The sequence below is a fragment of the Enterobacter cloacae complex sp. 382A5 genome, from assembly GCF_050031095.1.
GTDB classification, from domain to species: domain Bacteria; phylum Pseudomonadota; class Gammaproteobacteria; order Enterobacterales; family Enterobacteriaceae; genus Enterobacter; species Enterobacter cloacae.
Window position 1 is genome coordinate 2,996,791 of record NZ_JBLGVK010000001.1, and the last position, 22,797, is coordinate 3,019,587.

Below are 22,797 nucleotides of genomic sequence, written 5' to 3' on the forward strand. Positions count from 1 at the left end.
TAAATAACTAGCCTGCGCGAAGCAGCGTTTTCATTTTTTCGTTACGGCAAAACTGGCGCTTCATCTCCACCACCAGCGCATTGCGTGACAGCACAATCATCACCCCAAACGCCAGCGCGCCCGCGGCAACCTGCACTGCCAGCAGCGCGGCCAGCGGCAAATGGCCCTTCAGGAGCACGCCCAGACCGTAGCTCACCACCAGGGTCGGCAAGGAGAGATAAAACGGCAGCCACAGGCTCAGGATGTACTGACGGTAGCTGGAGCCCAGCACCGGCTTGATCATGATGAAGTAGCTCAGCACGGTGTTGATGATTTGCACCAGCAGAAAGCCCAGCGTGACGCCAATGGCGCCCGCCATGTGTCCGCCGACGATAATTGCCGGAATAAACAGGAAGGTTTTAAATACGTTGAATTTAAAGCTGATATCCACGCGCGCTTTCGCCATCAGCAGGGAGCCAATCGGGTTACCCACGGAGCGCAGCAGCCCCACCACGCAGAGCAACTGCAGGATCGGGATGATGCTGTTCCACTTCTCGCCAAATACCAGCGGCACAAAGTTGCTCGACACCACCATCAGACCCAGCAGTACCGGGAAGTTAATAATGCCGACCACGGAGAGCAGCTTGTAGAAGTTGACGCGCAGCTTTTCAGTGTCGTCCTGAATTTTGGCGAACGCCGGGAACAACACGCGGGTGATAATCGGGTTGAGCTTCATCGGCGGGACGACCGCAACGTTGTAGGCCAGGTTATAACCCCCCGCGACGCTCGCCCCCAGAATGCGCGCCAGCACCAGCGTGGAAAGGTTGGTATTGACGTAGTTGATGATGCTGTCGGCCGTCAGCCAGGCGCCAAAACGCAGGTTCGAGGAGACGGACGCCAGGGAAAAATGCAGCCCCGGGCGGTAGATCTTGCGGCCAAAGTAGCCGAACAGCAGCGTACGCACGGTAGAGTTCACCAGATACCCCAGAATGGCGGTCATGGCCAGCGGCCAGAAATGGGCGCTCACCACCGTGAAGGTAAAGCCCGCCAGCACGGCGCTGGTTTCAATCATGCCGATCTTGTTGAACTCCAGCTCTTTTTGCATCAGCGCGCGGAACTGCTGCCCGTGCGGGATCACCACAAAGGCAAACGACAGCGTGCGCATCAGCGGGGCCAGATCCGGGTTGTGCAGCACGCTGGCGATCACATCGCTCAGCAGGAACACCAGCACAAAAACAAATATTCCCAGCCCCACGTTCAGCCAGTAGAGCGTGGTCAGCTCCAGCTGGCTAATCTCTTTGCGCTGGATAATCGAGTTGGCGATACCGAAGTCAGACAGCGTGTCGGCCAGCGCGATAATCACCAGCGAGACGGTCAGCAGACCGAACTGATGATTATCGATAATGCGCGCCAGCACGGTCATCTGCACCAGCCCCAGGCCAATGATGACGATAGTCGCCATCGCTGACCACTTGGCGCCGCTGATGGTTTTTTCACGTAAGCTCATCTTAGTACGCCGCTTTGTTCACGAAACCTTTGAAGATGGTCAGAAAAACAATTTTGATATCGAACCAGAGGCTCCACTCACGGATGTACTCAAGGTCGAATTCAATGCGTTTTTCCATTTTTTCCAGCGTGTCGGTTTCACCGCGCCAGCCGTTGATTTGCGCCCAGCCGGTAATGCCTGGTTTCACTTTATGGCGCAGCATGTAGCCTTCAATCAGAGAACGGTACTGCTCGTTATGGGCAACCGCATGCGGACGTGGCCCGACAATCGACATACCGCCGGTAAAGACGTTGATAAACTGCGGCAGCTCGTCCAGCGAGGTGCGGCGCAGGAAATTCCCCACGCGGGTCACGCGCGGATCGTTCTGCGTAGCCTGCGTCACCACTTTGTCGTTCTCCATCACCTTCATGGAGCGGAATTTCCACACCATGATCGGCTTACCGTCCATGCCGTAGCGCGTCTGACGGAAGATGACCGGGCCGGGAGAGCTCAGCTTCACCGCCAGGGCAATGCAGCACAGCACCGGAGAGATCAGCAGAAGGATCAGTGAAGAGAGCACAATGTCTTCCAGACGTTTGAGAACACGGTTGATACCTGACAGCGGCGTGTCGTACAGCGGCACTACCGGTACACCGTTCACCTCTTCGATACGGGAATGGAGAATGTTGAAGGTAAAGACGTCCGGAATGAGGATCACGGAACAGGTGGTGTCCGCCAGGTCGCGCATCAGTTTCTTAATGCGGGACTCCTCTTTCATCTGCATGGCAATGTAGACGTTGTGAATTTTTCCCGCTTTCGCATCGTCAATAAGCTGATCGTAGTTGCCCGCCCAGTCCGACGGCACGCCACCCGGTTTCGCGTCGTGGTAGATCCCAACCACTTCAAAACCTAACCACGGCTCTTTGCGGAAGCTATCAAGCAGCACCTGGCCCACAGGCAGATCGCCGGCAACGGCGACATAGCGGCGGTTGTAACCACGGTTACGCAACCAGCCCGCGCCAAAGCGGATCAGGGAGCGGCAAACCACCATGCCGACGCTGGTTAACAGATACCAGCACAGATACGTCACCAGACGATTATCAAAATCATGGCTGAACGCCACCAGGCCCGCGCTGAAGATCAGGCTTAAGGTCCAGTTCTGCAGCAACAGCATCAGTTCGGTGGTCATCTTGACGCCACGCCACGAACGATAGAAATCCGTCATCCCGCCGATCATCTGAAACACGACCAGCGCAATCAGTGCCATCAGCAGGTGCATGTATAAGAACGATTGCCCGCTGATCCAACACACCGCCCACAATCCGCCGACCATGATGGTGATATCAGAAAAACGCTGCACCATAGAGATTAACGATGCATTCGTTCTCGCTCGTTCGCGCTTTTTTAGATTCGTCATCGTTGTTCCTGTATTCGGTTTCCCCTCCCACCGGGAGGGGCAAATATTACTGATTCAACAGCGCCAGAATGTCCTTCGTTCGGGCTTCCATCAGCGCGGTGTCGGCGCGGGATTCCACGTTCAGGCGCACCACCGGCTCGGTATTGGACGAGCGCAGGTTAAAGCGCCACTGCGGGAACGCCATGCTGATACCGTCGGTACGGTCAATTTCCAGCGCGTGAATAGCAAAGTGCTGTTCCACGCGGGCAATGGCCTCAGCCGGCTGCGCCAGTTTGCTGTTGATCTCTCCACTTGCCGGGAAGGCCGCCATACGGTCGCGCACCAGCTCGCCCAGGGTCTGACCTTTCAGGCACAGCAGTTCGGTCACCAGCAGCCACGGGATCATCCCGCTGTCGCAGTAGGCAAAATCGCGGAAGTAGTGATGGGCGCTCATCTCGCCGCCGTAGATGGCGTCTTCTTCGCGCATACGCTCTTTGATAAACGCGTGACCGGTTTTGGACATCACCGGCGTGCCGCCTGCGGCAGACACCACGTCAACGGTGTTCCAGGAGAGGCGCGGGTCATGAATGATCTTCGCCCCCGGATTTTTCTCGAGGAACGCTTCCGCCAGCAGGCCGACAATGTAATAGCCCTCGATGAACTGCCCTTTCTCGTCGAACAGGAAGCAGCGGTCGAAATCGCCGTCAAAGGCGATGCCCATATCCGCACCGTGTTCAATCACCGCATTGCGGGTGTCGTCGCGGCACTCTGGCAGCAGCGGGTTCGGGATACCGTTCGGGAAGTTGCCGTCCGGGGTGTTGTGTACCTTGACGAAGGTCACCGGCACGTTCAGCGCCTTAAAGCGGGCTTCCAGGGCATCCACCACCGGGCCCGCCGCGCCGTTGCCGGAGTTGATGACCAGCTTCAGCGGCTTAAGGTTTGCTACGTTGATGTAACCCAGCAGGTGGTCAATGTACTCTTTACGCAGATCGATCTGCTTGTAGCTGCCGCGTGCAGACTCGTTCACCGGCGGGAAGTCGTTGGCTTCCGCCAGACGCTGCACGTCGCGCAGGCCGGTATCACCGCTGATAGGGCGCGCACCCTTGCGCACCAGCTTCATACCGTTGTAATCCATCGGATTATGGCTGGCCGTGACTTCAATCCCGCCGTCCACGCCCAGGTGGAAGGTGGCAAAATAGATCTCTTCGGTACCGGAAAGGCCGATATCCAGCACGTCCACGCCCGCGTCCTGCAGCCCTTTCGCCAGCGCCAGCTTCAGGGATTCGCTGGTCAGACGCACGTCGCCGCCCAGAACGATAGTTTTCGGTTTCAGGTATTCGCCGTACGCACGGCCGATGCGCCACGCAATGTCTTCATTCAGCTCTTCACCCAGCTTGCCGCGAATATCGTAGGCTTTAAAACAGGTTAACTTTTCCATCATGACCCCTTTTCAGGCAACAGTTGGCCCGCCCAATTAACAGGCAAAATATTTTTTATTCATTCGTAGGCCCGGTAAGCACAGCGCCACCGGGCATGATGCGAAGCGGTTACACCCGGCCGTAGCGGTCCTGGAAACGGACAATATCGTCCTCTTCCAGATACGCGCCGGAGCGCACTTCAATTAAATCGAGAGGTATCTTCCCTGGGTTTTCCAGACAGTGTGTCGCCCCCAGCGGAATATAAATTGACTCGTTTTCACCGAGCAGTTTCACTTCACCGTCGATGGTCACTTTGGCGGTACCCGCCACCACCACCCAGTGCTCGGCACGATGGTGATGCATCTGTACCGACAGGCCTTCGCCCGGCTTCACGGTAATGCGCTTCACCTGGTAACGTTCGCCCGCATCGATGGAGTCGTATTTGCCCCACGGCCGGTACACTTCGCGGTGAATATGGTGCTCGTGGCGACCGTCGGCTTTGATCTTCTCCACCACCTTTTTAACGTCCTGCACGGCGTTACGGTCGGCAATCAGCACGGCGTCTTTGGTCTGGACGACCACCAGATCCTTCACCCCCACCGTGGTCACGAGGCCGGATTCGGCGTAGACGTAGCTGTTCTCGGTTTTGTGGCTAATCACATCACCGTGATGGACGTTACCCTCCGGGGTATGCGCGCTGATCTCCCACAGGGAGGACCAGGAGCCAACATCGCTCCAGCCTGCATCCATCGGCACCACCACCGCATCCGCCGTGCGCTCCATCACCGCATAGTCAATGGACTCTTCCGGGCAGGCGAGGAAAGCGGCTTCGTCGACGCGAATAAAGTCGAGATCCGGATCCACCACGTTCATGGCTTTTTCGCAGGCGCCCAGGATATCCGGACGATACTTTTGCAGTTCTTCCAGATAGCGACCGGCGCGGAACAGGAACATACCGCTGTTCCAGTAGTATTCACCGCTGGCAACGTAGGCCTGCGCGGTTTCCAGATTCGGTTTCTCAACGAACTGCGCCACGTCAAACGCCACGCTGTCGCCTTCGCCCGGCGTCACGCTGCCGCGGCGGATATAGCCATAGCCGGTTTCTGGCAGATCCGGCACGATGCCGAAGGTCACCAGCTTGCCGCTTTCTGCGTAAGGAATGGCCGCCCGCACTGCGTCGCGGAACGCCTCTTCCTGCTGAATGACGTGGTCTGCCGCCAGGACCAGCATCAGCGGATCGCAATCCGGGCTGCTGCGTTTTGCCGCCAGCGCCGCCAGGGCAATGGCTGGGGCGGTATTTCGTCCGGCAGGCTCCAGAATGATGTTTTCTGTGAGTTTGTTCAGCTGGCGCAGCTGCTCGGCAACAATAAAGCGGTGCTGTTCGTTACAAATCACCACCGGGCTTTCACACTCCACACCCTGCAGACGGTTAACCGTCGTTTGCAGCATGGTGAGATCCCCTTTCAGGCAGAGGAACTGTTTTGGATAGAGCACGCGGGACAGCGGCCACAACCGGCTACCAGAGCCACCTGCCATCACAACCGGATACAACGTGGTTTGACTCATGATTTATCCCCGTATATCTGCAATAAATTGGCTCAGCACGTTCTCTTTCTCGAGCGTGCGTTCGGCATATTCACGTGCCACCGTGTTCACTTTTGGCATGGCGAGTGCCTGTTCAATTCCGGTCACCAGCGCCGGAACCGATTCCGGCTCCACGCAAACGGCGATCCCCGGGTAGCTGTCACACAGCTGGCCTAATTCGGTTTCGGCTTCTGCCGTGATCACGGCGTTCCCGCCCACGGCCAGAATGTTGGTCAGCTTGGACGGCAGCACCGCATCCGCCGCGCCGCGCTTTTGCACCACCAGATGGCAGTCACCCATCTTCAGCAGCGCAGGCAGCGCCTCGTAAGACTGAAGCGGGAAGAATTTCACGTTAGTCAGGCCGCGTTCGCTTGCCATCTTCTCCAGACGCGCTTTTCCGCCGCCCTGACCGACAATCACAAACATCCACGGATGTTCGCTAAGCTGTTGAGCCGCCTCGATAACGTTCTCCAGCCCCTGCTTTTCGCCGATATTGCCTGAATAAAGAATGATTTTTTGGTCATCAGGCAAACCGAGCTCTGCGCGAAGCGCCTGCGCGTCGTGTTCTGTTACGTCACGGAAACGGGCCACTTCGGACCAGTTCGGGAAAAAGATCACCTTTTCCGGCGCGACGCCCTTCTCCTGCGCTTTGTTCATCATCGAGCGCGAGATGGTGGAGACATAATCCACGTTATGCAGACCGCTGCGCTCAAAAGCGCTGGCGAGTTTCGCCACTTTGCCGCCCTTGCCTTTACCTGCCATCCCCAGGCCCAGCATGGCGTCGACTTCATAATCCTGAATGTGCAGCAACGTGCGCGCTCCGGAGAGCTTGCCCAGCAGCCGCATGCCCGGCGTGCAGAACAGCGTCGGTACCACGCCGATGATGCGATCCGGCTTCCAGCGACGCTGCGCCATCAGCGGGAAGAAACTGCTCAGGGCAAAGCTGCCCAGATGAATTAAACGTTTCAGCGTCGAGGGCTGCTTCGGCACGTACAGCGGGCAACGCCAGACGGTCGCAGCGCCCTCTTCGCGGCGATAGCGCCAGCTGGAGTAGCGCTCGCCCACTTTCCATTCCGGGTAGTACGGCGGCGCGGTAATGACCCGCACGTCATGTCCCTGGCTCGCCATCCACTCGACCATCTCGCCGGTGTATTTCCCGATACCGGTCAATTCCGGCGAGTAGTTGATTCCATATACGAGGATCTTCATAGTCCCGGCACCTCAGACTGACGATCGGCCAGGAAATAGGCACGACTGTTGTCATGCACATTGTCGCTGGCCAGCAGCGCCTCTGGCGTCTGCCAGCGGTAGTCGTCGTGCTGAGAATCAGGCAGACGCAGGTCTGCCTCACTCACCTTCAGGCGGAACCCCAGCACGATGTAGTGCGTGGTGAAGTCGGTGCCTGAAAAGTTATCGTCATAGAAGTGCTGCCAGACCCCGTAAAACTGGCCTGCTGCCATCGGCAGTTGCAGGCCCAGTTCCGCCAGAGTGAGACGCTCAAACGCGTTGGTCAGCGTCTCATCCTTCTGCACGCGCCCGCCGGGCACGAACCAGAAGCCCTGAGCAGGACGATTGGTTCGTTTCCCCAGCAAGAACTCGCCGCGTTCGTTCTCCACGATCAAATCAATTGAGATGAGCGGAGTGGAGCGCACTACCGTGGCAAAATCTTCCTGACTTAAAAACATTGTTACCCCCGGAAGCGGTGCTGGTTTTCCAGGAACCACTGGTAGGTACTTGCCAGCCCTTGTTCCAGCGACACCTCGTGATACCAGCCCAGCTGATGCAGACGGGTGACGTCCAGCAGTTTGCGCGGCGTGCCGTCCGGTTTGGTGGCGTCAAACACCACGCGGCCCTTATAGCCCACCACCTGAGCGATAGTCTGCGCCAGCTCGCGAATGGTGCAATCCACGCCAGTGCCAACGTTGATGTGCGACAGCATCGGCTCGGTGTTCTCCTGCCACACCTCGCGATCCAGCTCCATCACGTGAATGCTGGCCGCGGCCATGTCATCCACGTGCAGGAATTCGCGCATCGGCGTGCCGCTGCCCCACACCACCACATCCGGTGCGTTCTCGGCGGTCGCCTCGTGGAAACGACGCAGCAGCGCCGGGATCACGTGCGAGTTGCTCGGGTGGAAGTTATCGTGCGGCCCGTACAGGTTGGTCGGCATTACCGAGCGATAGTCACGGTTGTACTGACGGTTGTAGGACTCGCACAGCTTGATCCCGGCAATTTTGGCAATGGCGTACGGCTCGTTGGTTGCTTCCAGCGTCCCCTGCAGCAGTTCGCTCTCGGCGATCGGCTGTTTCGCCATTTTCGGGTAGATACAGGATGAGCCGAGGAACAACAGCTTGTTCACGTTGTGCAGATGCGCCGCGTGAATTATGTTGCTCTCAATCATCATGTTCTCGTAGATGAAATCTGCGGGGTAAGTGTTGTTAGCGACAATGCCGCCCACTTTTGCCGCCGCCAGATACACCTGATCGATACGTTCATTGGCAAAGAAGTCCTGTACCGCACGGCTATCGAGAAGATTCAGCTCGTCGCGGGTACGGACAACCACTTCCACGTCACCGCGCTGCTCCAGCTGGCGAACAATCGCGGAACCCACCATTCCGCGATGACCGGCGACAAAAATACGTTGTTTTGTCATTCTCAGGACTCCAGCGCGATGGCAACCTCGTAGCCATGAGATTTGAGCAGGGAGTGTTTTTTCGCTGCTTCAAGATCTTTGGCTACCATCTCAGAGACCATCTCCTGCAGCGTGGTTTCTGGTTTCCAGCCCAGTTTCTCGTGCGCTTTGGTTGGGTCGCCCAGCAGGGTTTCCACTTCCGCAGGACGGAAGTAACGCGGGTCAACCTGCACAATCACATCACCTGGTTTCACGCCCGGTGCGTCATGGCCGGTCACAGAGACAACGATCCCCTTCTCTTCCACGCCAGTGCCTTCGAAGCGCAGTTTGATACCCAGCTGTGCGGCAGCCATTTCCACGAATTGACGGACGGAGTACTGCACGCCGGTCGCAATCACGAAGTCTTCTGGCTGCTCCTGCTGCAGCATCATCCACTGCATCTTCACGTAGTCTTTGGCATGGCCCCAGTCACGCAGGGAGTCCATATTGCCGAGGTGCAGGCAGGATTCCAGACCCTGAGCGATGTTGGCGATAGCGCGGGTAATTTTACGGGTCACAAAGGTTTCGCCACGACGTGGGGATTCGTGGTTAAACAGAATGCCGTTACAGGCGTACATGCCGTAAGATTCACGGTAGTTTACGGTGATCCAGTAGGCATACAGTTTGGCTACCGCGTAAGGAGAACGTGGGTAGAACGGGGTGGTCTCTTTCTGCGGGATTTCCTGCACCAGACCGTACAGTTCAGAGGTGGATGCCTGGTAGAAACGGGTTTTCTTCTCAAGGCCGAGGAAACGAATCGCTTCCAGCAGACGCAGCGTACCCATGGCGTCAACGTCAGCGGTGTATTCCGGGGATTCGAAAGAAACCGCTACGTGGCTCATCGCGCCCAGGTTGTAAACTTCATCCGGCTGTACTTCCTGCAGGATGCGGGTCAGGTTGGAGGTATCGGTCAGGTCGCCGTAGTGCAGATGGAATTTCGGGTTCGCCGCATGCGGATCCTGGTAAATATGATCCACACGTTCCGTGTTGAAAGAAGAAGCACGACGCTTAATACCGTGAACTTCATAACCTTTTTCCAGCAGTAACTCTGCCAGGTAAGAACCATCCTGCCCGGTAACGCCGGTGATGAGAGCGACTTTAGACATGTTTATATTCCTCTACTTATGAATTTAATCAGTTTCAACGCGTTCGCGTATCACCACTGCGGGGTTGCCACGGCAAATTTTATTTGCCGGTAGCGATTTAAAAACGCTGCTGCGGGCACCGACTACCGTGCCATCGCCAACAGAAACACCAGGTGCAACAAATACATCTGTTGCCAGCCAGCATTTTTCGCCAATCACAATTGGCGAAGCGGTAATATCAAAATGCTGACTCATAAAATCGTGGCTGCCGGTACACAAATAACACTTCTGTGACACCACTGCGTTTGCACCAATCGTGATATCGCCAAGGGTATATAACACGGCGTCATCCCCTACCCAGGCGTAATCGCCAAGCGTTAATTTCCAGGGGTAAGTAATTTTTACCGATGGACGAATAACTACGTTTTTTCCGATTTTTGCGCCAAACAGACGCAATAAAAAGGCACGCCAGCGATACAGTATTTGCGGTGACCAGGCAAATAAGGTGGCCTGAACGGCCCACCATAACTGCACTTTAATTCCGTTCCCGCCCCGAAAACCTTTCGGCACGGTGAACCCGTTAAGATCCTGCATTACATTTCCTTATATTCAGGCTTTGTTATATAAGGTTTTCGTTTTACCCGTAGTGCGTAGGCGGAATAAATAAGACAATTCCGCCCAGAATGCGGGCACGCGTAATATCTTACGCTGTACGTTTTTTGCATCCTGGCACAATTCCAGATTATTCGAGGTGGATACACCGCCCATTGAAAATTCAGACACCAGCCCTTTAATTCGACGGAACGGGTAGCCTGATTTATACAGACTGGCGGCCAGGGCATAATCTGATGACACTTTATACTGCAGATCGTAAGGCTGTTTTTTCAGACCTTTTACCGGGAAGAAAATGGCCTGATGGCTTGCCGGTAAACTGTGATAGATATACCAGCCGGGTTTCGCGCTGCGGCAAATTTTATGCCCGTCGCCAAAATCGAGCAGCGCATCGCCAATATACATCGCGTCGTCTTTCTGGCGCGCCAGCTGACGGGCAAACTGGGCTACATCGTCATGGAACACATCGCCCGAGTTAAGGAAGATGGCATAACGGCCTTGCGCCATGTTAATGCCTTTGTTCATCGCATCGTAGATGCCTTTATCTTTCTCGCTAACGAAGCGTAAGTTGAACTCACCGTTGAGTTTTTCCAGAAACTCCGCCGTGCCATCGTTCGAGCCGCCATCGACCACGATCCACTCAAAGCTGAGACTCGGATCGCGCGCCAGGTTGCGCAGCGAGCGCCAGGTTTTTACCACCCCTTCGTAATTACGAAAGGCAACAGTAATGACGCTAAGAAACATAAATCACCTCATTTCGTCATACGTTCGTAATATTAAGCGCTTTGCGCAGAATAAACGGACAGACAATCAAGAAAGCATATTCCGGGCTAAATATTGACCCCGTAAAAAACAGCGACACTGGCGTAAACAGATAAAGCTGCACGCGAAAGTTCTGGTTATCCCCAAACGCGTTAATCATCATTTTGAAAACTTTAAACAGATACCAGAGCGTCAACAGTACGGCGAACCACGAAAAATAAATAATTAACAGATACAGGCCATTGTCTATGGTTTTACCGACATCCGCACCGTTAAAGATTCCGAATGATGCAACATATTCGTAAAGTGAGCCGAATCTTACTACACCGTCGATATGGGTTAAGGAATAACCCACCATCACCAGCGGCCCGATAATGCGATAATAGGACGATGAGCCTTCCGTTCCCAAATCTCCCAGACGCTCTGAGATATACGGGAATGCAAATATCACGCCTACTAAAAATACCGTCAGGGAGATGATCGCCAGCGGCAGCTTTTTCTTAATCGCATCTTTGTTCAGGTACTGGAATGCCCACTCCAGGAGGTAAAACAGGATAAATGTCATGACCCCTGAGAACGAACCAGACAGAACGATTCCTGCAAGAATCATAGCATCGGTCTTAGGGGTTTTGATACCAAACTGTTTGATGCTGAGCCAAATTGAGATTAACGCCAGAGCGAAAAACGCCGGTTCAAAATAGAGGGCTGTCGTACGCTTACCGCCAAACTTAATGAAGTTCAGTACATAGCTGTTACTGTAAATGAGATATTTCGAAATTATCTCCATCAGGCTGCTACCACCGGTGAGAATAATTTGTGCCATTTCCAGTGCAGCAAGCATAACAATTAACGCAACGGCAATATAAAAGAGCCTGAGGATTTTCCGATAATTGTGCGGAGAAATAGTTTTAAAACGAATACTCCACACCATGCCAATAATAATGACAATATAAACAAACAGCATGGTAGAGGTGACGTACTTGCTGGGATCCAGCGACTGGCCAAAGATGTAGTTAAACAGCGTCAGGCCAAAGCCCATCCCTAAGGCAATCATCAGCTTCTTGAGGTTGATTTTATCGACGTACAACAGAAGCAGAGCAGGCAAGAAGGTCACAATGGTTATCGGGAAGCTTTCGCCGAGCTGGGCAATTTTGACGTTGACCAGCAGATAGATCAGCGGCAGCAGCAGATAACTACAGACTCTGATAGAACGAGACATATTCCTCCAGCATCTGTTGTCCACTGTAGGCCTTGCGGCTGCGGTTGCGGAACGATTCCAGGTCAGTGCCAAAAACGGCCTGCGCAATCTGCGGCTTCGGCAGTTGCACCAGCGGCAGCACCTCCTGTTCCGCGAACGTTTTCCCGCCCGATTTTTCCAGCACTTCACGCGCCGCATCGCTGTGGGTGGCGATCACCGGCACGCCAATCGAGAGCGCTTCGCAGAGGATCAGCGGGTAGTTATCGACGCGCGAGCTGAACACCAGCGCATCCATCCCGTTGAGGGCGCTCATCAGCTTGCGCTTATCCGTTTCAAACCCGTGATTCACCACGTTAGCGCCATCGAACGGCGAGAATTTGCCGAAGGTATGCAGTTCGATTTTGTCACCCAGCGCCATCATGTCGCGCACCAGCTGCTGGTTGGTTTTGCCGTCGTAACGCAGGTCATGCGCGACGATTGCGATTTTCGGTTTGCCTGCGGTTTCCGCAACCGGGGTCAACTCGGCCAGAATCGCTTCCGTCGCCACGTCGATCCCGTTGTTGATGATCTGACACCGCCCTGCCCCATACAGACTGTTGAAGGCATCGGCCACATGCTGGCTTGGGGAGATAAACGTGCAGCCGAGCGACAGCATGTCGCGGAACAGCTGACGTTTTCCGTCCACCAGCTGGTGAGCGCGATCCACTTTCACCGGCGGGTAATTGGTTAATGTCGGACACTTCTGGCAGGCGTTTTTCCAGCCTTCACAGCCGTCGGTGAACGCGCAGCGCCCGGTCACGCTCCAGTGGTCGTGCAGCGTCCAGATGAAGCGGGTATCCGGCTTGTGAGCCTGTACCTTCTGGCAAAACGTCACCACCTCTTGCAGGTTCAGCCAGTAGCTGTGCAGCACGTGAAAATGAAGCACAACCGGGCCGGAGGTTCGCGTGACCGTACGATAGAGGTTGTTCAGGTTGCCAAACAGATCGCGGTTAAACAGACGAAACAGCGCAATGTTGGCGACAGACGTCAGACGTGGCGTCTGCTTGTGCACCTGCGGATAGATATCGTGGCTGACGCTTTTCTTACCGCCTTTGCCGTAGCCGTAGATAAAACGAGACTGAAGTCCTTTTTGCAGCGCACGCTGGTGCAGATCCAGCGCCACACCGGCTGCTCCGCCTTCGGCGAGACGGACGTTAAATTGCAGAATGTTCATTTGATCACCTTCACGCGGGCTTTTTCGCCCATTACCAGCGCGTTATCCGGGATGCTGTCCAGCACCACGCTGCCTGCACCAATCGTGACGTTGTTACCAATGGTAATGTCGCCAATGATCACCACGTTCGCCCCCAGCTCGACGTTGTTGCCGATAACCGGACAGGCCAGGCTCTCCGGCCCCCGGTTACCGATGGTGACCGCATGACGAATAGTGAAATCATCCCCGGCGACCACGAACTTATTGATGACCACCGCATAGCCATGGTGAATGGTAAAGCGGCGGCCGATGGTGGCCGCAGCCTGAATTTCATAACCAAAAATGCATTCGGTGATAATCCGGTACAGCACCAGAACCGGTGCCGCCCAGAGGTTGTTCAGAACATTTTTCTTACGCCACACCGAGCAGAAATGCGCGATGCGGTACGCCAGAACCATGCAGCACGGGCGCAGGCTCCAGCTGTTAGCGCGGCAATCTTCCAGAAACATTATTTCCCCCGCAGTCCATCAGCCAGTCGCTTGCCGTTGCGCACGGAAAACAGCGTCAGCAAGGTACGCCAGGTCATCCGCTTATTGCGGATCTGATAGAGGGTAAAGAGCTGGTACTTCCGGCTGCCACGGTCAAACTTATCCTTATGCTTACGGTAAAAATGGAAGTAACCCGAGAATTTTTTTGGCGAGGAGGTGATTTGCATCTCCCCGTGGTTGATATGCAGGATCTGCGTGGCCTCTTCCACTTTCCACGGCTCGCCATACTCCACCACCATCCGCAGGAAGATGTCGTAATCCTGCGCGGCCTTCAGTTCGGTATCGAACAGGCACTCTTTAAAGCGCCACGCCCAGGTGAACACCTGATTGCCAATGATGTTGCGCTTGTAGAACAGGCGGCGAGAGTATGGTGATTTCGGGTATAGCGGCAGGCTGGCAGGCTGCGAGTAAACCTCGCCCTGACAGACATAGTCGTTGGCATACAGGAAAGCGTGCGTGACCAGTTGTTCCTTGTGCGACAGGAAAATGGACAGACGGTTTGGTGTCCATTCGTCATCGTCATCGATGCCGGTCAGATACTGCCCTTTGGCCTGCATAATCGCCTGATTACGCACCGCACACGCCCCGGAGTTGATCGCGTTATGGGTGTAGCTGACGCGCGGGTCATTAAGGTCGGTGACAAACTTTTGCAGCTGCTCATACGAAGAGGAACAGTCATCAACAATGATCAGCTCCCAGTTATCGTAATCCTGGCGCAGCACAGATTTGATTGCACGGATCGCCAGCTGCTGACGATTCCATGTCGGCATATAAATAGAAACTAAAGGGCGTTGTGTGGTCATGGTCTTCCCCTGATCCCTCACCCCGCCCCTCTCCCAAAGGGAGAGGGAGAATAGCTGCACCGGGCAGTTCCCTCTCCCCTCGGGAGAGGGTTAGGGTGAGGGGGATTGTTATTTGCTGTCAGACTTATATTCGTACTCGTAATACCCGTAATCCTGGTACCCGGTCGCACGGCGGAAGATGGAGTTCAGGATCACCCCTTTCACCTCAATGCCGTTCTGCTCGAAGCGGCTCAGGCTGGTTTCCACTTCCTTCAGGGTGTTCACCGCATAGCGCGCCACCATCAGCGTGGTTCCCGCCAGGCGACCGACCACGGCCGCATCGGTCACGGCCAGAATTGGTGGTGTATCGATCAGCACCAGGTCATAGTTTTTGCTCGCCCACTCCACCAGCTCGGCAAAGCGGTCGCTCATCAACAGTTCGGATGGGTTTGGCGGCACCTGACCACGTGGGATGAGGTCAAATTTCGGGATGCTGGTCGGTTTTGCGCTCTGGCTAATCTCACCCTTGCCAAGCAGGATTTCCGACAGACCGTTGACGTTATTGGTCCCCAGCAGCTCGTGGGTATAACCCTTACGCATATCGCAGTCGATCAGCAGTACCCGTTTATTGGTCTGGCTGACCACCGCCGCCAGGTTGGCACAGACAAAGGTCTTACCTATCGACGGGCTGACACCGGTTAACATCAGTACGTTGTTTTTGGCCTGCATCATGGCGAAGTGGAGACTGGTACGCAGGCTGCGCACCGCTTCAATTGCCAGGTCCGTCGGGTTACCCACTGCCAGCAGCTGACTCTGTTTGTAACGCTTGACGCCTTTGACGCTTTTGACCCGGTCATGCGACTTCTGCCATTCGGAGAGCGGGATACTGGCGTAAACGTTGATACCGTTTTCTTCCAGCACTTGCGGGCTTTCGATACCGCGGTTGAACAGCGAGCGCAGCAGCACACCAACAATGGAGAGCATCAGGCCGAGGATAATGCTGCCGAGGATAATCAGCGCTTTCTTCGGCTTCAGTACGCCAGGCTGGGTAATGGCCGGGTCAACAATACGCACGTCGCCGACGGTACTGGCTTCGGTAATCTTCAGCTCCTGCTGTTTGTTCAGCAACTGCATATAGACCTGCTGGCCGGATTCCACGTCGCGGGTCAGACGCACAATCTCCTGCTGCGTTTTTGGCATCGCGGTGACGCGGTCATTAAGCTTCGCTTTTTCCTCTTCGAGGGTGCGACGTTTTTCCAGCAGCGTGCGATAGGCCGGGTGACGTTTGGTGTAGAGCTTAGAAATTTCCGCCTCTTTGAAGGTCAACTCATTAAGCTGCGCATCAATGTTGACCATCGAATCGAGCACCGATTTCGCTTCCAGCGGCAGATCGACGGAGTCTTTATCCTGACGAAACGCGTTCAGTTTGTTCTCTGCGTCATCCAGACGTGCGCGCACTTCCGGGAGCTGTCTGGCGAGGAAGGCCAGGCTTTTCGCCGCTTCAGCCGACTTGCGTTCGACGTTCTGCTCAAGGTAGTTGCGGGTAATGCTGTTGAGAATTTCGCGGATTTGATCCTTATCTTCACCGGTAAAGGTCATGCTCAGGACACCCGTGTCCTTGCCATTTTCGGTGACCGTCAGGTTGTTTTGCAGATTGTTGATCATCCCCAGGGTGGAGAATTTGGTGACGGTAAACTCGCTGCCTTCCTGCGCCTGAATAGCGCTCACCATCATGCTGACGCCATCTTTTGTCAGCATCTGCCCCACTTCACCGCGCGCGCTGAAGCCCGCGTCGCTGGTCAGCTGATACTGCTTCGGCCCTAGCACGGTCAGGGTAAAGGTTTGATCCGCGCTCCCTTTCGGCAGCACAAAGTCGGTAACTTTTACCGTGTCGTTGCTATGCCCGGTCAGGCGATCCCAGCCGGCACCAAATATCGGGAAGGTATTTTTGGTGACGGAGATATCAAGCCCCAGATCGTGAACCGTTTTGCCCAGCACCAGACGCGACTGGATCAGCTGAATTTCGGCCTCGGAGGCAGGCGGTTTGTTCGCCAGGGCAGAGCCAATATCCTGCACCAGCGAGTTGCCGGTGTTCTGCTCAATCTGCACCAGCGCATCGGCGCTATAGATGGGTGTCGCAAACAGCGTATAGACGATCGCCGCGGCGGCAAACACGGCGGTGATCCCAAGTACCCACCACTTCGCCTCTATGACGGTGCCGACCAGGCGACCAATATCGATTTCATCACTGCCCGAAATCGGGGCGGCAGAAGGTTTTGTTTTTTCTGTCATTGTTATCCCTGCTGAGCTTTCAGTGCCTGCGCCCACTGACGGGCAGACTGGTCAAGTAAGGTATACACCGCCTCAAAGGCCTCACGGCTTTTGCGATAGGGATCGGGGATTTCGCGTTCGTTTTCCCAGTGACCAAACAGCATCACTTTGCCGCGCATCTCCGGTGCGATTTCGCATAGCGAGTGAATATGGCGTTTTTCCATCGTCAGGATCAGGTCATACTCCCGGCACATGCGGCCGGTGACCTGGCGGGCGCAGTGCCCGTCAAGAGAAAGGTTGTGATCGCGGGCCACGCTCGCGGCGCTTTCATCGGCACCTTTACCGACCAGTGCGCCCAGCCCTGCAGATTCGACGGTGAGCTCGGGCTGGTAGTGTTTCAGCAACCGCTCAGCCGTTGGGGAACGGCAAATGTTCCCCACGCATACCACCAGAATTTTATTAAACATCGCGGATTACCAGGTATGAATGTCGCGCGCCGTATCCGTCATGTAGCGAACGCCACTGATGGTTGGCAGCAACTGGTTGATCAGACGGTTCCAGCGGGCAACCGGTGCGGTGGTGACATACACCACGTCATAAGGCTGGAGGCGGAACTCCGTTGCCATTACCAGAGAAGTCGCATCGGACATATCCAGCTGGTAAATATTGGCAATCTTACCTTTCGCACTGCCCTCGCCTTTCAGCGGACGGATCACGAAGATACCGGTGGCATTAGAGGTGGTGAGATCGATACCCTCTGCATTACCCAGGGCTTCGGTCAGGGTCATGCCGCTGAAGTCCATTTTGAGGGTGCTCTGTTTCTTCACTTCACCCATCACGAAGACTTTCAGATCGTCATTACGCGGTACATACAGAATGTCGCCCGGATAGAGCAGACGGTTCTGGGTCAGGTCGCCGTTTTGCATCAGCGCCTGCAGAGAAATGCGTTGTTCTTTACCGTTGTGGGTCAGAACGACGTTGCGCCAGTCGGCACCGTCGGTTAAGCCGCCCGCGGCGTTAATGGCGTCCAGCACGGTCAGCGGCACGTTGGTGATGGCCTGCTGGCCAGATTTGTTCACCTGTCCGGAGATATAGGCTTTTTGCGAACGGAATGCGGCGATATTAACGTCCACCTGCGGATCGGCGATGTACTGCGCTAAGCGGCCGGTAATATCACTACGGATTTCGGCAAGGGTTTTCCCGGCAACGTGTACTTTGCCGATATAGGGATAGAACATGGTGCCATCAGACTGCACCCAGTTACCGGTGTCGCTTGAGCTGCGGTATTGGCCCGCTGGCGTGGTCAATTCCGGATGGTCCCACACGGTAACGTTAATCACGTCACCCGGACCTACGCGGTACTGGTAGGAGGCAATTTCCTGGTCCAGAGACATATTCGGCTGCGCAACATTTGGACGTGGACGTAATTGTTCGACCAGACGTGGTGTCAGTGGATAAACATTCACCATTTTGTCGAGATCAAAATCAGCATCCTGTTGTTTGATCACATCCTTACCCATTGTTGACATATTGCTGCCGGGAAAGACTGTACAACCACTCATCAAGGTCACAGACACCAATAATGGCATCAATTTCATTTTGGATTTCATCATTGATTATTTATCACTTTGGCAGAGTAATTATCCTGTGCAATTAAATAAGCCGGGTCGATTTGGCTTTCAGCATGCAGTTGTTCAAATAGAAATATAACTGGCATCAGTCCTAAAAAAAGCTTATTCATCCATTGGCTATTGACAGAATAATCGAGGCTGATTCACACGCTTTCAGGCACGCTACCGCCCTTGGCTTTCAGTTACCAATCCACTGACTAAACAATGCGTTATGGATAGACACCCTCTTTGATAAGGCCTTCTGGAAATATATCAGCCGCTTACGATACACGGCAGATAATGAATAACCATCACTGAAGACCGGAACAATAATAGCAACAAGGAGATTTAACATTTGATGCTGGGAGAATTGTTGCAGCTAACCTAATAGCAGGCAAGGAGACAACTGTCCTAATAACGGTTTTTAAGATTAATATTAAGAGCAAAGTTTTGACGTTTTAGGATTTTCTTTATATTGACAAAATTAAAATAAAAACCATTTATTGCGATATATCCTAAAATGCGTTCGCCGTAATTAAATCTACGTATTTAGCTTATTTACAGATTCCGCATTGTTCTTCCTTTTTGCCGGATCGTATTAAGAGAAATCTCAGCCCGGCATTGCAATTTCCCCTGGCTTTATCCATGATCGAAGTGTGACATTGCTCATATAACAGAAGGTATTGCGATTACTATGGAATGGATTGCCGATCCATCAATCTGGGCCGGGCTGGTTACGCTGGTCGTCATCGAATTAGTGCTCGGTATTGATAACCTGGTCTTTATCGCCATCCTCGCCGAAAAACTCCCCCCGGCGCAGCGCGACCGTGCGCGCGTAACGGGCCTGCTGCTGGCGATGGTGATGCGACTGCTGCTGCTGGCCTCAATCTCCTGGCTGGTGACCCTGACAAAGCCCCTTTTCTCCGTTCACGGCCTGAGCTTTAGCGCGCGTGATTTGATCATGCTCTTCGGCGGGTTGTTCCTGCTGTTTAAAGCCACGGTAGAACTGAACGAGCGGCTCGAAGGCAAAGACAGCGAAAACCCCACCCAGCGGCGTGGGGCTAAATTCTGGCCGGTGGTGGCGCAAATTGTGGTGCTCGATGCGGTCTTCTCCCTGGACTCCGTCATTACCGCCGTCGGGATGGTCGACCATCTGGCGGTGATGATGGCTGCGGTGATCATTGCCATTACGCTGATGGTGATGGCGAGTAAAGCGCTGACCCGGTTTGTGAACAGCCACCCGACTATTGTGATTCTCTGCCTGAGTTTCCTGTTAATGATTGGCTTTAGCCTGGTGGCAGACGGCTTTGGGTTCCACATTCCGAAAGGCTATCTCTACGCCGCCATTGGTTTCTCCGTCATGATTGAGGCGCTTAACCAGCTGGCGATTTTCAACCGCCGCCGTTTCCTCTCGGCAAATCAGACATTACGTCAACGCACCGCCGACACGGTGATGCGCCTGCTCAGCGGGAAGAAAGAAGATGCGGAGCTGGATGCCGAATCCTCTGCGATGCTGGCCGATCACAGTGACGGGCAGATCTTCAACCCGCAGGAACGACTGATGATTGAGAGGGTGCTCAATCTTAACCAGCGCACGGTCAGCAGCATCATGACGTCGCGCCATGACATCGAACATATCGACCTCACCGCCCCGGAAGAGCAGATCCGCGCCCTGCTGGACAGAAACCAGCATACCCGGGTGGTCGTGACGGGGGGTGACGAGGAAGAGGAGCTGCTGGGCGTGGTGCACGTTATTGACCTGCTGCAACAGCAGCTGCACGGTGAGGCACTCAATTTGCGCGCCCTGGTGCGCCAGCCGCTGGTGTTCCCGGAGGGGCTGCAGCTGCTCTCTGCCCTTGAGCAATTCCGTAACGCGCGTACGCACTTTGCCTTTGTGGTGGATGAGTTTGGTTCGGTTGAGGGGCTGGTCACGCTCAGCGACGTGATGGAAACCATCGCCGGTAATTTGCCAAACGAAGTGGATGAAATCGATGCGCGCCACGACATTCAGAAAAACGCGGACGGTTCATGGACGGCCAACGGCCATATGCCGCTTGAAGACCTGGTCCAGTATGTTCCCCTGCCGCTGGATGAAAAGCGCGAGTATCACACCATTGCGGGTCTGTTGATGGAGTATCTGCAGCGCATTCCCCAGCCGGGTGAAGAAGTTCAGGTAGGCGACTATATGCTCAAGACGCTGCAGATTGAAAACCATCGCGTGCAGAAGGTGCAGCTGATACCGCTGCGCGACGAAGACGAGATGGATTTTGAGGTGTAGGAAAAACACGTTGCTCCCTCTCCCGTGGGAGAGGGATGGGGTGAGGGCATCAGGCCGCACTGGCACAACAGGCATCACAGCTTATCGAGCAGCTTCTTCACGTCCTTCCCGTTTTGGGTATCTTTATTGCGATCCGCCCAGTCGTTCAATCGACGTTTGGCTTCATCCTGCAGATGCTTGCGCAGGATCTGATCCACCTGCAGGCTGTAGTTCAGCGACTGCCATTGGCCATATACGCTCAGCGGTACCGGCGTCTCTTTCAGGAAGTCGATCAGCTTACCTTCACCCTGCCAGCCGGACAGCACCTGAACGTTGAAGTGGGTATCTGCCGTCTCTTTTACCAGATCGAGCTTGCCCTCGCCGGTTAATGACAACAGTGAGGAGGTCCCCTGCATGCCGTTCAGGGAGAGCTGCCCATTGTCGAGTGTCAGGTCACTGCTAAAGCTATCGAGACGCGTGGCGCTGTCGTAATTTTCCTGTGCTTTAACATCGCTGCTACGCTCCACCGCCTGCTGCACCAGCTGCTGGAAGTTGAGCCCTTCCATGCGGGCATCTTTCAGTTCAAGGTGAGCCTGCCCCTGCCAGTCGCGGCGGAAAGCATCAGCATCGATCTTCGTGCCCGAGAAATCCCCCGCCAGCGTCAGTTGACCCGTCATAGAGATGGGGTAGTCAAAGGCTTTCAGGATGGTGCCAATCTCAACGTTGTCGAGACGCGGCTGAAATTCCGCAGTCGAGGCCTCTTTACGCACATCCAGCGTGCCCGGCAGGGAAAGGCGCCCGGCGCCCATTTTGCCGCTCAGTTCGGAGATCACCAGCAAACCGTTCTGGTTGAACATCTGGCTGCTCACGTCGGTGAAATCGATACCGCGCCAGCGCAGGCTGTTGGCCTTCAGCAGAATGTCCGCCGTGAAGCCCCGCAGACCGTTATAGTCCGGCTGATCGAGATTAGACGAGATAACCGGACGCGTCTGTTTCCCCTGGTTTTGCCCGAGCTGCGCGGGATCGTTGTCCGTAGCGCTCGCCGGAGGCGGAGGAAGCAGGTTTTCCAGGTTGAGCTTGTCAAACTGCAGATTGAGCACCCATTTCGGCTTCGCCTCCAGAATGACGCTCGCCTGCCCTTTCAGGCTGCTGTCGTTCGCCTGCAGGTTGAGATTATTCATCTCCAGCTGTTTTAACTCTTCACGCCAGACGGCCTGCATCGTTCCCTGACCGGCAATACCCTGGGCAGGGAGATCGGCTCCTGTCAGTTGCCAGTTCAGCTGCTGAATGTCGGCGGTAAGCTGGTGCGGATAATCCGACGCATTGACGCTGGCATTCAGAGACAGGGTGAGATCGCGCTGATCGCGGTTGACCCGTCCGCTAAACTCCAGCGAAGCAAGATGGTGCTCATCCTGCTCCATTTTGAGGTTGATATTCCGTACGGTGACCTGCTCATCGTCTTCATGCTGGAAAACCAGCACGCTATCGGCCACCTTCAGTTTGCCAATATCGAATGACCAGCCCGTATCTGACGGTTCATCAGGTAAGGTATTTTCCCGCGGCGCAACCGGCGCATCCGCGTTACGCACGGCTTCAGTTTGCTGGGTAAGCTGAATCACCGCGCCTTTTAACATCACCTGGTTGACCTGCAACTGGTGCGAAAAGAGCGGAACTAACGCCACATCAAGGCGCATGTTATCGGCAGACACCAGGGGCTGGGCAGCCCCCGGTGCAGTTAACGACATGCGGCCAGAGAGAATGCTGAGCTGGGGCCAGACGTGCCAGCGCAGCGGCCCATCCAGCTTCAGTTGATAACCACTGCGGGCTTCGACCTGCCGCACCATATAGGCGCGGAAATCATTCGGGTTAACCAGCAGAACCAACGCTGAAAGGCCAGCAACCAGCACCACCAGCAAAATCATCAGCGTTGTCAGAACTCTTCTCAT

19 protein-coding genes are annotated in these 22,797 nt (G+C 55.0%); 1 reads left to right on the forward strand and 18 read right to left on the reverse strand.

The genetic code is table 11. From position 1 onward, the window contains the following. Window positions 1-7: 7 nt before the first annotated feature. The 17 genes from wzxC to ACQG2G_RS14270 all read right to left on the reverse strand — a co-directional run bounded on the left by wzxC (window position 8) and on the right by ACQG2G_RS14270 (window position 18,597). On the reverse strand, window positions 8-1,486 hold the full coding sequence (gene wzxC / locus ACQG2G_RS14190; protein ID WP_023622057.1) for a colanic acid undecaprenyl disphosphate flippase WzxC: 1,479 nt from the start codon (window positions 1,484-1,486) through the stop codon (window positions 8-10). 1 nt (window position 1,487) lies between these two features. Continuing rightward, window positions 1,488-2,882: an undecaprenyl-phosphate glucose phosphotransferase gene (wcaJ, locus tag ACQG2G_RS14195; protein ID WP_014832616.1), complete on the reverse strand. Its 1,395-nt coding sequence runs from the start codon at window positions 2,880-2,882 to the stop codon at window positions 1,488-1,490. A 46-nt stretch (window positions 2,883-2,928) separates the two neighbouring features. Continuing rightward, window positions 2,929-4,299: a colanic acid biosynthesis phosphomannomutase CpsG gene (cpsG, locus tag ACQG2G_RS14200; RefSeq protein WP_013097871.1), complete on the reverse strand. Its 1,371-nt coding sequence runs from the start codon at window positions 4,297-4,299 to the stop codon at window positions 2,929-2,931. 109 nt (window positions 4,300-4,408) lie between these two features. Further along, window positions 4,409-5,845, reverse strand: coding sequence for a mannose-1-phosphate guanyltransferase (cpsB, locus tag ACQG2G_RS14205; RefSeq protein ID WP_045294484.1), 1,437 nt, complete (start codon window positions 5,843-5,845; stop codon window positions 4,409-4,411). A 3-nt stretch (window positions 5,846-5,848) separates the two neighbouring features. Next, entirely contained in the window at window positions 5,849-7,072 is a 1,224-nt protein-coding gene (gene wcaI / locus ACQG2G_RS14210) for a colanic acid biosynthesis fucosyltransferase WcaI (RefSeq protein ID WP_013097872.1), read from the reverse strand. Further along, window positions 7,069-7,548 carry a GDP-mannose mannosyl hydrolase gene (locus tag ACQG2G_RS14215; RefSeq protein ID WP_348595883.1) on the reverse strand — a complete coding sequence of 160 codons (480 nt, stop codon included), beginning with the start codon at window positions 7,546-7,548 and terminating at the stop codon, window positions 7,069-7,071. Before ACQG2G_RS14215 ends, wcaI begins: the two co-directional genes overlap by 4 nt. Before the next feature lie 2 nt (window positions 7,549-7,550). Continuing rightward, the gene (gene fcl, locus ACQG2G_RS14220; RefSeq protein ID WP_013097874.1) at window positions 7,551-8,516 is read right to left on the reverse strand and encodes a GDP-L-fucose synthase; all 966 of its coding nucleotides are present in this window, start codon (window positions 8,514-8,516) and stop codon (window positions 7,551-7,553) included. A 2-nt stretch (window positions 8,517-8,518) separates the two neighbouring features. Then, a complete protein-coding gene (gene gmd, locus ACQG2G_RS14225) occupies window positions 8,519-9,640 on the reverse strand; it encodes a GDP-mannose 4,6-dehydratase (RefSeq protein WP_003863514.1) in 1,122 nt (373 codons plus the stop codon). A 24-nt stretch (window positions 9,641-9,664) separates the two neighbouring features. Further along, window positions 9,665-10,213: a colanic acid biosynthesis acetyltransferase WcaF gene (gene wcaF / locus ACQG2G_RS14230; protein ID WP_013097875.1), complete on the reverse strand. Its 549-nt coding sequence runs from the start codon at window positions 10,211-10,213 to the stop codon at window positions 9,665-9,667. A gap of 15 nt (window positions 10,214-10,228) precedes the next feature. Beyond that, window positions 10,229-10,975 carry a colanic acid biosynthesis glycosyltransferase WcaE gene (gene wcaE, locus ACQG2G_RS14235; protein WP_013097876.1) on the reverse strand — a complete coding sequence of 249 codons (747 nt, stop codon included), beginning with the start codon at window positions 10,973-10,975 and terminating at the stop codon, window positions 10,229-10,231. A 16-nt stretch (window positions 10,976-10,991) separates the two neighbouring features. Continuing rightward, on the reverse strand, window positions 10,992-12,212 hold the full coding sequence (gene wcaD, locus ACQG2G_RS14240) for a colanic acid polymerase WcaD (RefSeq protein WP_013097877.1): 1,221 nt from the start codon (window positions 12,210-12,212) through the stop codon (window positions 10,992-10,994). Further along, complete coding sequence (wcaC, locus tag ACQG2G_RS14245) at window positions 12,187-13,404, reverse strand: colanic acid biosynthesis glycosyltransferase WcaC (RefSeq protein ID WP_047023870.1); 1,218 nt, start codon at window positions 13,402-13,404, stop codon at window positions 12,187-12,189. Before wcaC ends, wcaD begins: the two co-directional genes overlap by 26 nt. Then, entirely contained in the window at window positions 13,401-13,892 is a 492-nt protein-coding gene (gene wcaB / locus ACQG2G_RS14250; protein WP_248766572.1) for a colanic acid biosynthesis acetyltransferase WcaB, read from the reverse strand. Before wcaB ends, wcaC begins: the two co-directional genes overlap by 4 nt. Further along, complete coding sequence (wcaA, locus tag ACQG2G_RS14255) at window positions 13,892-14,734, reverse strand: colanic acid biosynthesis glycosyltransferase WcaA (RefSeq protein ID WP_014832623.1); 843 nt, start codon at window positions 14,732-14,734, stop codon at window positions 13,892-13,894. Before wcaA ends, wcaB begins: the two co-directional genes overlap by 1 nt. 108 nt (window positions 14,735-14,842) lie before the next feature. Continuing rightward, entirely contained in the window at window positions 14,843-17,005 is a 2,163-nt protein-coding gene (gene wzc / locus ACQG2G_RS14260) for a tyrosine-protein kinase Wzc (protein ID WP_151347962.1), read from the reverse strand. A 2-nt stretch (window positions 17,006-17,007) separates the two neighbouring features. Next, window positions 17,008-17,451: a low molecular weight protein-tyrosine-phosphatase Wzb gene (wzb, locus tag ACQG2G_RS14265; protein ID WP_013097882.1), complete on the reverse strand. Its 444-nt coding sequence runs from the start codon at window positions 17,449-17,451 to the stop codon at window positions 17,008-17,010. Between the two features lie 6 nt (window positions 17,452-17,457). Next, complete coding sequence (locus tag ACQG2G_RS14270) at window positions 17,458-18,597, reverse strand: polysaccharide export protein (RefSeq protein ID WP_014170829.1); 1,140 nt, start codon at window positions 18,595-18,597, stop codon at window positions 17,458-17,460. Between the two features lie 691 nt (window positions 18,598-19,288). Here ACQG2G_RS14270 and ACQG2G_RS14275 point away from each other — a divergent pair. Next, window positions 19,289-20,872: a TerC family protein gene (locus tag ACQG2G_RS14275; RefSeq protein ID WP_029881804.1), complete on the forward strand. Its 1,584-nt coding sequence runs from the start codon at window positions 19,289-19,291 to the stop codon at window positions 20,870-20,872. 74 nt (window positions 20,873-20,946) lie between these two features. Here the strand turns inward: ACQG2G_RS14275 and asmA are convergent, their stop codons facing one another. Continuing rightward, complete coding sequence (asmA, locus tag ACQG2G_RS14280) at window positions 20,947-22,797, reverse strand: outer membrane assembly protein AsmA (protein WP_061772704.1); 1,851 nt, start codon at window positions 22,795-22,797, stop codon at window positions 20,947-20,949.